General features: G+C 37.9%; 11 protein-coding genes and 1 pseudogene. 4 read left to right on the top strand and 8 right to left on the bottom strand.

From position 1 onward, the window contains the following. Positions 1-185 (top strand): annotated as a pseudogene (locus tag H6G08_RS38760) (IS630 family transposase); the annotation flags it as partial. Positions 186-202: 17 nt separating this feature from the next. Here H6G08_RS38760 and H6G08_RS28180 read toward each other — a convergent pair. The 5 genes from H6G08_RS28180 to H6G08_RS38560 all read right to left on the bottom strand — a co-directional run bounded on the left by H6G08_RS28180 (position 203) and on the right by H6G08_RS38560 (position 6,331). Next, complete coding sequence (locus tag H6G08_RS28180) at positions 203-1,291, bottom strand: hypothetical protein (RefSeq protein ID WP_190549114.1); 1,089 nt, start codon at positions 1,289-1,291, stop codon at positions 203-205. 10 nt (positions 1,292-1,301) lie between these two features. After that, positions 1,302-1,679, bottom strand: a complete 378-nt coding sequence (locus tag H6G08_RS28175; RefSeq protein WP_190549112.1) for a hypothetical protein — start codon at positions 1,677-1,679, stop codon at positions 1,302-1,304. 89 nt (positions 1,680-1,768) lie between these two features. Beyond that, complete coding sequence (locus H6G08_RS28170; protein ID WP_190549110.1) at positions 1,769-2,311, bottom strand: hypothetical protein; 543 nt, start codon at positions 2,309-2,311, stop codon at positions 1,769-1,771. Continuing rightward, on the bottom strand, positions 2,308-4,521 hold the full coding sequence (locus H6G08_RS28165; RefSeq protein WP_190549108.1) for a dynamin family protein: 2,214 nt from the start codon (positions 4,519-4,521) through the stop codon (positions 2,308-2,310). The genes H6G08_RS28170 and H6G08_RS28165 overlap by 4 nt, the downstream gene beginning before the upstream one ends. Before the next feature lie 868 nt (positions 4,522-5,389). Then, the gene (locus tag H6G08_RS38560) at positions 5,390-6,331 is read right to left on the bottom strand and encodes a site-specific integrase (RefSeq protein WP_313943009.1); all 942 of its coding nucleotides are present in this window, start codon (positions 6,329-6,331) and stop codon (positions 5,390-5,392) included. 105 nt (positions 6,332-6,436) lie between these two features. Here H6G08_RS38560 and H6G08_RS28155 point away from each other — a divergent pair, with 105 nt between their 5' ends. Continuing rightward, positions 6,437-6,790: a type II toxin-antitoxin system RelE/ParE family toxin gene (locus H6G08_RS28155; protein WP_190549106.1), complete on the top strand. Its 354-nt coding sequence runs from the start codon at positions 6,437-6,439 to the stop codon at positions 6,788-6,790. A 12-nt stretch (positions 6,791-6,802) separates the two neighbouring features. Beyond that, a complete protein-coding gene (gene relB / locus H6G08_RS28150) occupies positions 6,803-7,153 on the top strand; it encodes a type II toxin-antitoxin system RelB family anti-toxin (protein WP_190549104.1) in 351 nt (116 codons plus the stop codon). Between the two features lie 51 nt (positions 7,154-7,204). Here the strand turns inward: relB and H6G08_RS28145 are convergent, their stop codons facing one another. The 3 genes from H6G08_RS28145 to H6G08_RS28135 all read right to left on the bottom strand — a co-directional run bounded on the left by H6G08_RS28145 (position 7,205) and on the right by H6G08_RS28135 (position 9,344). After that, the gene (locus tag H6G08_RS28145; RefSeq protein ID WP_190549102.1) at positions 7,205-7,705 is read right to left on the bottom strand and encodes a hypothetical protein; all 501 of its coding nucleotides are present in this window, start codon (positions 7,703-7,705) and stop codon (positions 7,205-7,207) included. Between the two features lie 188 nt (positions 7,706-7,893). Next, positions 7,894-8,493, bottom strand: a complete 600-nt coding sequence (locus H6G08_RS28140; RefSeq protein WP_190549100.1) for a hypothetical protein — start codon at positions 8,491-8,493, stop codon at positions 7,894-7,896. Between the two features lie 209 nt (positions 8,494-8,702). Beyond that, positions 8,703-9,344 (bottom strand): peptidoglycan-binding domain-containing protein, encoded by a 642-nt coding sequence (locus H6G08_RS28135; RefSeq protein WP_190549098.1) that lies wholly within the window; start codon positions 9,342-9,344, stop codon positions 8,703-8,705. Positions 9,345-9,833: 489 nt separating this feature from the next. Between H6G08_RS28135 and H6G08_RS28130 the strand changes: the two genes are divergently transcribed. Then, entirely contained in the window at positions 9,834-10,493 is a 660-nt protein-coding gene (locus H6G08_RS28130; RefSeq protein ID WP_190549096.1) for a general stress protein, read from the top strand. Positions 10,494-10,644: the final 151 nt, after the last annotated feature.

Raw genomic sequence — 10,644 nt, 5'->3', positions numbered from 1 at the left:
TTTTACCTCCATACTCTCCGGATTTATCTCCCATAGAACTGTGTTTGTCGAAACTCAAGCAATTTCTCCGTTCCTGTGAAGCACGCACATTGGAATCACTCGACCAATCAATGGCTTTTGCTGTCAATTATATTACCGAAGATGATGCCTTCGGTTGGTTCCATCACTGTGGTCTATTTACCTGAAAATTGCTGTAAAACAATTAGCTGTGGTCTTGAAGGTTTACTTTTGCAGTCTTCTTGATCGGAACGCTCATCATCAAACTCTGCTCCTGGTGTTGGCTTGGAGGTGGGGTCAAAGCATTCTCTACCTGTTTCTGCTCCTGGCGTTGGCTTGGAGGTGGGGTCAAAGGATTCTCTACCTGTTTCTGCTCCTGGTGTTCGCTTGGAGGTGTTATCACAGGATTCTCTGCCTGTTTCTGCTCTTTGTGTTCGCTTTTTTCTGTCTGTTTCTGCTCTTTCTGTGGGTGTTGGGGGTTGAACAAAGGATTCTCCCTCTGGCTTTGACCTATTAACAGCACTGCTAATATTACTGCCACCAGAAATAACATTACCAAAATTAATTTCTTCCTTCTCCAGGATTCCTCTTCTGGAGGAGACTTTTTTTCTCGCTCATACGCCTCCCAAGCTTCATTCTTCAATTTCCCGGACAAACCTCGCCAAACTTTTGCTTCTCGAAAAACTTCTTTAGTAACAAAGTCACTTACCACAATCAGAACACCTTCTTCTTGGAGTAAACTCTGACTTGTCAACTCCTTTATAAGATCAGCTTTCAACTTTTCATTATTTGTACCTATCTTGTCAATATGATCATCACTCTTACCATTGACAAGTAGCAAACTTTCATCTTTTTCAAGCTGTTCAAGTCTGCTAATGTTTATATAAAAACCATGTTCATTTTCGGTAGTTGCAGTTATGACTGAGGAAATCTCATTCTGCAACCTGTCATCCAAAGCACGAATTATCAATTTGCGTATGACGTTCTCCTCTCTTGAAAGAGACTTACTGCTACTCAACCAAGCTACAGAATGATAAATTGCTCCGCCAGGAGCATCCCATTCTGCTTTGATACCAGTTAATAGAAGTAGTAGTTGTTCCTTAGATCTCACAACTATGATAGAAGGTTGTTCGCAATCATAAAAATGTGTTATGTAAAAAACTGATTTATTATTTCCATAAATAACTGGACGTAAAGGATGCAATATAGAGGGTTCATCTGTCTTTTGATTATTTTTGACCCAAGTATATTCCTGTGACCATTTTTCGCCTCTACTTTGTACAAAGATATCCATAAATTTAGGTTTAACTATTTAGTAAGCTTCCCCCGCTAACAATTCTAAAAGCGCCTTCCTGCTTGCAACTTTGAGAGAATTGTGCCAATCCTGACTTCATCAATATGATCTGTTTCGTCAGATTTTCTTTTTCTTGTCTTGCCCCTGAGGGAGGGCATAAACCACCTTCTTCAATTTTTTGGTTAATCTCATTAAATCGAACAAGATTTTCTTTATTGATACGAGCCAGTGCAAAGCGAGCTATATACCTGAGTAATTGATCTCCATCCTGTGGTTTATATTCGCCTTTAGTATTAACGTATGTCGGTCGGATTCCTTTATTAGGATCTTTTTTAAAGCCAGTAAATACTGCCCCCCAATTGTTTGAACTGGTGCTATAACAATACAATTCTTTCTTAAATCAGGTTCTGCACTGAGATAATGAAGTAGATTTTCATATACATCTTCTACTTTCCTTCTGAGTTCTTCACCTCTTTGTTATTGAATATATTTTTCACACTTAACAGGTGATAAGATAACCAATCTGGGGGTATTTCTATTCATCTCTGACCTGAAAATATTTTCAATGCCCTCAGGATTATTCCATTCATCGATCAACTTAGCCCACTCACCTTCACTTTCCATCAGAGATGGTGAGTCAATAGGAATAATGACAGCAACACATGTATTTAACCACTCTCGTACCGTTGCTGCATCAGAAGTACTCGAATCCATTAGTCTACCACCTTGGTAATCCAAAAATTCCACTTGAAAAAGCATTTGCTCATTCGAGTACATTTGAAATAAAAAGGTACGTAATACATTCGTGGGTGCAATTGCATCACCAAAAATATATTCAGTTGCACATTTTAAGTTATCTTCTGCTTTACTCAGAAGTTGAGATGTTAGATCATTTCCATGTTTTATTTGGAATTGATAATTTCCAGCAAGCTCTTTTTGAGTTGCTCTGTACATAGAAGCTAAAAGACTTGTCTTACCAACTCGTTGATAACCAAGCATTAAAACTCTAAAAGTAGTCATAATACACCTTCCAAATTGCAGATTCGCTGTAATTTCGTTATAGAGTTTCTCGCTTGCTCCACGGCGTTAGATAGTTTGTCTCTCAACTCAATCTCTTGCTCAAGTTTTCCGAAATCTTCTGCCCAAATTTTTCTTTTATGGGGTTCTAGAAAGTCTTGCCATTCACCTGAGACGATTCCTCTACCCTGCTCGTCCCAAGCATAAAATACTAAATCAATAAACTCCTCCAAAGCTGCTCGCACAGCATTATTTGGAGAAAAGTCATCTGTAGCATCTCCACCAAGCAAAGCAAGTAGTTTAGACTTAGCTGCTATGCAGCTTGCATCTAGAGCTTGGTAAAATAATTCTGCTGTCACTGGTTTGCTAGAATTGCTGCTGTCTGGTTTTAAATTATTTTTCCGAGGATCTAGAATTTCTAGCCCTTCATAAATCTTAACTCTAATTAACCAAAAGTAAGCCAATTCAAATTCTTTAAGCATTTGAAATGCTAATTTGAGCATTGGACAAGTTTTTGGAATTAAAGTATAAATATTTTCAATGAAATCACTGCCCTCTCTGTTTGATAACCTGTCTAATCCAATTTTATGGAACTCATCTGCAACAATCTTTTTTAATTCATCTACCAATGGACTAAGTTGAATATCAAGGTCTTGAAAGTGCCGCCATCCTTGTACACGAAGTTCTCCTAATATTTCTATAAATACTTTGTCGTAGGTTTCTTTTGGCGTTCTTCGTAACTCAATTTCTTGTGCAGAAGGAATGCTAAACTCAAGAGCATTGACCTTATCTCTCACTATTTTCTTAACTGATGAAATATCTTGCCTGTTAAAAAAATACTGTTGCATTTGCTTGAATGCATTACTCAGTTTTGGCACAAAGTCCTTCTCGAACAGTTTTCTGTATCTTTGGCTAGAAATGTCTATATTTCCAGATGATTCTACGTTAATTCTATGCAGAATATCAGAGGTCTGGGCACATTGTTCAAGAATACTATTAAACCTATGTTGTGTGTCATCCCAATCAAGCGAAGAAATTTTTTCAGCTAAATAATTAATAGTGGGATCGACTACTTGAGATTGAACTTGCTCAGGCTTAGAGCAATTAGCAACGAAAACTTTAGCGAAAGTTAAAGTCCACTCAGCTAGCTTATCTTGCTGAGAAAGTCTTTGACAAGCTTGAGAGTTATTACCGTCATCGTTCAGTACTAGCAGACATCTCTTATCCGCCTGTCCAATTCCTTTCTGCATTAGACTGAAAAAGTTAGTGTGGCTTTCCTGATAAGTAAATGCTTTATGTTTTGGAAGAATAAGACAAATTACAATATCTGCACTTTTACGAAGGATTTCTACCAATTTCTCTTCTTCTCTACTTCGTAATTCTCCCAGCCCAGGAGTATCTAACAAAGCAATTTGACCAACATCATGATTGGGAAATTTTGTATATATTGTGGCATTTTTTACAGACCGGTATATATCAATTGGTTGTTTATTTATATCTACCTGAGCAATGTATTGCCGAATATCATTCTCTGCAACTCTTATCTGCTTTTGGTTTAAGTAGTCTTTATATTTAGAGTATTTTTCATAATATGCTAACAGACGCTTGTACTTTGTCTGTTCGATCGCATCTTGCTTTGTAAATGAAGGTTGCTTCCATGCGTCCAAACTTATCGGCTTATCTGTTAGGTTTAATTCATTATAATAAGGTTGAATTACTTCCTTAAGGAAAACATCACTAGAGTAAAACTCTATCTCTCCATAGGTTTCAGTGCTGTCATGATTATAAATTGTAGATGATGCACCTGTGCATAATTCTTCTGATGAAGGAATTACCTCCTCCCTTAGTTCAGTAACTGCACGGATAAAAGTGCTTTTTCCTTCCTTTGGAAGACCAGCCACAGCAATTTTTAGAGGAGGTTTAGAGAAACGTTCGTATAAGTAAAAAAGATGTTCTAGCTGAGAATTTAGAGTTGACTGAATGTCTTTAGTAACGATAATTTCATTTATTGCAATTTTCTTGAGATTTTCAGAAGATGCGCTAAGTCTCTGATACTCTGGAATCAAGTCGTCAAGCAAGCTCAACGCTGACAATAGTTCTTTAACATAGTTACGTGCTTGGTCAATTTTTTGAGACAAAGGTTTGCGTTTCTCAAGTATCTCAGCTATACGTTCCCTTCTAGTAAGAGGTTGATTTTCACCCATTTCACTCATACTTTCTCATACGCCTTAATAATTGTGTATTATTTTACACTCTTAATTCGAGTTATAGCTGATTATACTTAAAATGTAAATATTCAAAAGTGCCATGCCAGCTAATACTCCACAAAGAGCGAACTGCTTTAGCTTCTAAAAGCATGGTATGTATGTCGTATAAGCAGTGCAAGGTAAAGAACTACCATTACTTAATTTTGATGAACTTGTTCTCAAAACGATAGTTAAAAATTTAACTTAAAGCATTTTGTATAGATTAAAATTTATATTACTTAATACTCAAGTTATTGGCTAAATCATTATGGGTGCTCACAAGTTGCCATTAAAAACTTACCCAACATAGTTTTAGCTACCATTACCAAGATCCCCCAATAAATATGGTTCCTTCAATGTTCAAAAATCCTTCACAAGGCATTTTTCGAGCAAATCAGGAAAGTAGGTAAATTTGGTGTATCTAGCCTCAGGTATGGCATTATCTTAACTAGCTTACAATCATGGCTAGAAATCTATTGCGATAGCCTACCATCTGTGCAGCTTTTCATGGTGTGTGGATTTAAGGAACATATTCTTGTGGGGAGTCTTAACAAACTTCTGGGCTTGGAAATAGTTCTGTGAGATAGAGCAGATTTTCCCCTTAAGATAAATACCATTCACAGTAAAGACAGAAAGTTTTAAAATTACATATCTTTCAGTCTTATTCTCTGAACTTTGGTTTTTGCATCAGGTAAATTAGTACTCTAAATCAGCAACACCAATTCAGATTTTTAAAGGCATCAATCATCTTGATGTAATTTCAGGTTCTACAGTTTTCTTGATCCTAAAGTCTAAGAGAGTCATAGAACCTGATGGTAATCTTTACATTGCAATTTTAGGAAAGCTCAGGTGGTCTGAGATTTGTAAAGTTGGTTGCACCATAGTGGTTGTCGATCATTTTGGCTGAAGTTCCAGTCCATCTACCAATCGCAGTGCTATTAATATGTGCTTCCACACATAAACTAATAAAGGTATGTCGTGTCTGGTAGCTTTTACGATAAGGGACATTACACTTATCTAAGATTGACTTCCATGCACGGTTAGCAAAGTTGTGATGGTCAATAAATTTTCCTTTGGGACTTATAAACAATAGAGATTCAGGGTTATCTCCCTCAGGTCTAATTTCATCTAAAATTGCTTTTACCTCTGCATTAATTGGAAAATCCCGTTTTCTTTGGGTTTTCAGTCCTTCTTTGAGGACTAAGCCATCTTCGGAGACAACAACAGATTCCCGAAACTGAATCACACTATTAGTAATGTTCCTCCATTTCAAGGCAACTGCTTCCGATGGTCTGCACCCCGTGAAGAAAAGGAAGCGCACATAGTTCGTGTAATGGCTATAGTAGCGATCGCTAGCGAAAGTACGAATAATTAAATCTCTCTCTTCCTTGGTAAAAGGATTAACGTCCTGTTCCTCGGAAGTACCCTTAGGGACTTTGATTTTCATAGTGGCAAAAGGGTTAGTGTCGATTAATCCCTCATCCATTGCCCAATTACAACAAGCTTTCAGTTGGGTTAAGCAGCGCTTTGCTGCATCTGGAGTGAGATTCGATAACAGATGATCTCGAATAGCAGATGCCTCATCTAGCGATCGCGTTGGTAACTTAGCAATGTGATTTCGATGCTTAGTAAAGTCTTTGGCGAAAGTACTCGGACTAACTTGCGGTTTCTTAAACTCGCTATACTTGTCCCAAAGTTCATCTAATTGAGGTTGGGACTTTCTAATGGGTGTAATGGGTGTAACTTTACCCCCAAACTCAATTTGACCAAAAATCACTCCTCCTTTTACTCCTATGGTCTCGGTATTTAGGCGCTGAAAGTACAACTTTCGGATTTAAAATGGACTTGAATCCATATGGCTTTGAAGTCATAATATTAGAGTATGGCGTGGGAAGTTTTATTTCATGAAGAATTTGAGCCTGAGTTCTATGAGCTTCCCCAAGAAGTTCAGGATGAATTGCTGGCTTATGCAAAATTGCTTGAATGTCAGGGACCGCATCTTAAAAGACCTTATGCGGATACGCTCAATGGTTCTTCGTATGACAATATGAAGGAACTTCGGTTTAAAGCATCAGGTGGAGTGTGGCGAGTCGCTTTTGCTTTCGATCCAAAGCGCCAAGGAATCTTGCTTATGGCTGGAGATAAAGCAGGAACGAGTCAAAAGCGCTTTTACAAAAAACTTATAGCAAAAGCTGATAAACGATTTACTGAGCATCTGAGTCGATTGCAAGAATAAGGAGTATTGGTGATGGCGAAGAATCTCAATGAAATAATGCAAAAACTTCCACGCGATCGCGTCGAAAAAATCGAAGCACGAGCAGCCGAGTTAATTGCTGAATATATGACGCTTCAGGATATCAGAAAAGCAAGGGAGCTTACTCAAGAGCGAATGGCAGAATTGTTAGGGATTCGCCAGGATAGTATCTCAAAGCTGGAAAAACGTACTGATCTTCTGCTGTCAACTCTACGCGGTTATTTGAATGCAATGGGAGGGGAACTTGAACTTGTTGTCAAATTTTCCGATCGCCCACCTGTTGTAATTAGTGGACTTGCAGAACTCGATGATGAGGATTATGAGAAAGAAGAAAAGGCAAAATAATACTTGTATACAACCTGATTGTTCTCGTCATTAAAGGTCGAATTTTTGTATTTAATTTGGCTCAAAATCATCAACTTCATAGGGAAGGTCATCAAAGCAATAGCCGATTAATATTATGTCCGCAGTTCTGATGAAATTAACTTCTCCATCTTCGTCAATCACCCTAACAAAAGATTTCTTTTCCGTATCACTATCCATAATAGTTACGTTATCAATAAGTTGCTGTAACTCCTCTGATTTTACGAAAGAATAATATAAATTCTCGTTCCTATCATTTAAAACCAGCATTAATGAATGACGGGTATCCTCACTCTCACTAATATCTTCATCAGGTGAAAAATCCCATAAAATCTGACAAATCTGTATGTAAGAACTTCTAATGTAAAAATTTTGACGTTGGGCTGTATCTTCAATTTCCAAAAATCCACCATCTGTAACAAGTTGATTGTTGCTGAGAAATTCTTCGACTCGTTTTGCTGTTTGCTTTGTTATTTGATAAATAAACGGTTCTTGTTTGCCTTTGAGAAAAAACTTTAAATAATAATTTTGCATATTACGAAGAAAATTACGTAATTATTAAATTAACTAATAAAAGTATCGTACCGAGAAAGTAAGAGTATTAATAATATCTACCTCGATAATAATTCCCGCATGAATTCCACTCTGGTAACCACGTCCAAACGTCTTCAGATGTTTCTTCGATTCCTTTGAGAATGCGATCGCGAAATACAACTGGGGATTCAAAGCCAAATCGAGAAATTTCTGACCGCAATACCTCCATTGGAATCAACCAATAAAATTGTCAGGTAAACTGGTATATCTTCATTATTTTTCACTTGGAATTGAAATAATTTATTTACAGGTAACTTCCGGTCATAAATGTTTTGTTGCTGACGATTAGTTCTCCCTTTTGCTGTAGTTATTCTGGCAATAATTTGATTGAGCTCCTCGACTAAATTCACTGCTAATTCTACATCTAGAGCAGAAGAATTAGCATTTAAAGTAGTTTTGAGAATGCGAGATGCTACCAGAAGTTGAAATGTAGCTGTTAAACGCTCAACAGCATCTTTAACATTTTCTCCAGGCTGCTTAAAAGTTTCTGTTAATGGTTCTAGCCCAGCCGTAAATAAACCGATACTCCCAACAGCAGGAATATTTGTCAATTTTAGTTTCTGCAACTGTTGTTGATAAGTAGCAGTTAGGCGGCTAAATATATAATTTACATTAGTAGGATAAGGTCTGTCTCCTTTTATGGTTGGTATAGGTTCGACACGTTTGATATTTGAAAGCGATGTTTTAGCTATGTTGATTTCACTACCAAGAGAAGGACTCGAACCCACGAAGTTCACCTTGGGAAGGTGAATTCAACCTTTATTTTCCAAGACTTCGGGCTTGCTCATCATCTTTACACCCATTTTACACCCAACCAAATATTTAGGCTCAGTCTAAGTCCAAGGTCTATCTTCCAGCACTGTGGACAGATTGTTATAGCGGTAATAGCGACCGCCATATTATTGTTATGAGAATAGTGCGATCGCTACTGTTGAGACTAACTTACAGTATCTAGGATGGTACTCCAAGTATTTCGACCAACAATGCCATCATTTTGTAAATTGGCATAACGTTGCTGGAATGCTTCTACAGATGCAGCAGTTGCATAACCATATATGCCATCAACAGCACCTGTATAATACCCTTGCTGTTTCAAAAATGCTTGGATATCCTTAACAGCTTGACCCTGGCTACCAATTGTCAGAATAGGTGCAGTGTTTAGCGAGTATTGGCTGAGGTTATTGGAATTGACAGGAGTGTTGCGATTATAGGCATCCAGCAATGCCTCCCAAGTGTTTTGGTCAATTCGACCATCGGCAGTTAAATTACGCGATCGCTGAAAAGTGACTACGGCAGAATATGTATTAGGCCCATATATCCCATCAATCGATCCATTGTAAAACCCTTGCTGCTTTAGGAAGGTTTGTACATCTCTGACTGCTGGTGTCACAGTACCACGAACAAGTATGGGTGCAGTTGATGGTGAGTATTCAGTGAGTTTACCATCAGCTATGATGTTGGTAAGTGTAGAGCTTGTTTGTCCTCTAGCTGGTGTCATACTAACAGGTAGCACTCCTAACACCAATGCTGAGAACAAGCTAACTCTAAGAATTTTTGAACGTATAAATTGAGTATTCATAAACTAATACTCCTTGGAAAAACAACAACAAAATCTTTTAGCCTCAAGTATCACCAAGGCTCATAAATACAAAACTAATTAAAAAAAGTTTTGGCAGCAATTCTCTCAATGCGCTGCAAATATTCGCTTACAAGTAATTGATTTTGCTGGATTTGACAAACAATTTTGATATCTCAAAATCTCAGTAAATCATCATTTGTCAATTACTTTTTACAAATATTTCCTTGTTTAACTATTAATTTGATAATAATTAATTATTTTTTCATTAACTTCAGTCATAGGTCAGAGATGATAGTCAAAATTTTTTTATAATTCGCATTTTTACAACTTTATATGATTGCGATTTTATGCCTTGCTGTCTGGTGCAATACTGACTTTGGATAGATAACAAGTAAACCTCTTGGCTGATGAAAATTCTGATTTGAGCAGAGAGACTGTAACAGTAATTGAACAAATGTGAATACATTTGTCATAGTCTTAGGAGGAAAAATGACAACTCAACAATACAAGCGTGCAGTTGGTACATTTCCTAATCGACAAGCAGCCGAAGAGGCTTTAAATGAACTGCGAAACTCAGGTTTCTCAATGGATCGAGTTTCTGTATTGGCGAAAGATACAGAGCAGAACGAGCAAATTGCTGGTACTCAGGTGAGAGATACAAGTGATAATGAGGCACGAGAAGGTGCTGGTGCTGGTGCAGTCACTGGTACAGTCTTGGGGGGTGTTGGCGGTTTACTTGTCGGTCTTGGAAGTTTAGTGGTTCCAGGCGCAGGGCCATTTTTAGCAGCCGGAACCTTCGCAACTACTTTGGCTGGTGCTGGTATTGGCGCAGCAGCAGGAGGTATTATCGGAGCGCTAACTGGTTTAGGAATTCCAGAGGAAGAAGCCAGAAGTTACGGCGATCGCGTTTCCCAAGGTGACTACTTGGTAATGGTGGAAGGCTTTGGTGATGAAATTGAGCGTGCTGGTTCAATTCTCAGAAGTCGTGGGGTTCGTGATTGGAGAACATATAACATCTCTAATGCTCCCGATCGCACTCCTTCGAGAGCCGATGAGATGTATGGCGATCGCCAAAGAACTGTAGATACTCCCGCTACCAGCAATGATTCCACAGTAGAAATTGTTGATAAGCGTCAACAGATGCGCTAATTTCAGTGCAATTTTGCAGATCGCAAATGCATTGATTAAGAAAGTTATGGATGTCCACCAGCAATAAAGCACTATTTATTGCTGGTAGGCTTTGTACTAGTCTTTTTGGCTATTTACTACCAGTGTCACTTCTCAACGCTGGAATTTTCAT

Origin of the sequence: Calothrix anomala FACHB-343 (genome assembly GCF_014696435.1) — a bacterium.
GTDB lineage: Bacteria > Cyanobacteriota > Cyanobacteriia > Cyanobacteriales > Nostocaceae > Aulosira > Aulosira anomala_A.
Note: the sequence above shows the minus strand (reverse complement) of the source record. Positions and strands in the feature narration are given on the sequence as shown.

What these genes read in the sequence shown, in the direction of transcription:
- H6G08_RS28180 (WP_190549114.1), bottom strand. Translation starts at nt 1,291, where the DNA reads ATGGATATCTTTGTACAAAGTAGAGGCGAAAAATGGTCACAGGAATAT.
- H6G08_RS28170 (WP_190549110.1), bottom strand. Translation starts at nt 2,311, where the DNA reads ATGACTACTTTTAGAGTTTTAATGCTTGGTTATCAACGAGTTGGTAAG.
- H6G08_RS28165 (WP_190549108.1), bottom strand. Translation starts at nt 4,521, where the DNA reads ATGAGTGAAATGGGTGAAAATCAACCTCTTACTAGAAGGGAACGTATA.
- H6G08_RS28155 (WP_190549106.1), top strand. Translation starts at nt 6,437, where the DNA reads ATGGCGTGGGAAGTTTTATTTCATGAAGAATTTGAGCCTGAGTTCTAT.
- relB (WP_190549104.1), top strand. Translation starts at nt 6,803, where the DNA reads ATGGCGAAGAATCTCAATGAAATAATGCAAAAACTTCCACGCGATCGC.
- H6G08_RS28145 (WP_190549102.1), bottom strand. Translation starts at nt 7,705, where the DNA reads ATGCAAAATTATTATTTAAAGTTTTTTCTCAAAGGCAAACAAGAACCG.
- H6G08_RS28135 (WP_190549098.1), bottom strand. Translation starts at nt 9,344, where the DNA reads ATGAATACTCAATTTATACGTTCAAAAATTCTTAGAGTTAGCTTGTTC.
- H6G08_RS28130 (WP_190549096.1), top strand. Translation starts at nt 9,834, where the DNA reads ATGACAACTCAACAATACAAGCGTGCAGTTGGTACATTTCCTAATCGA.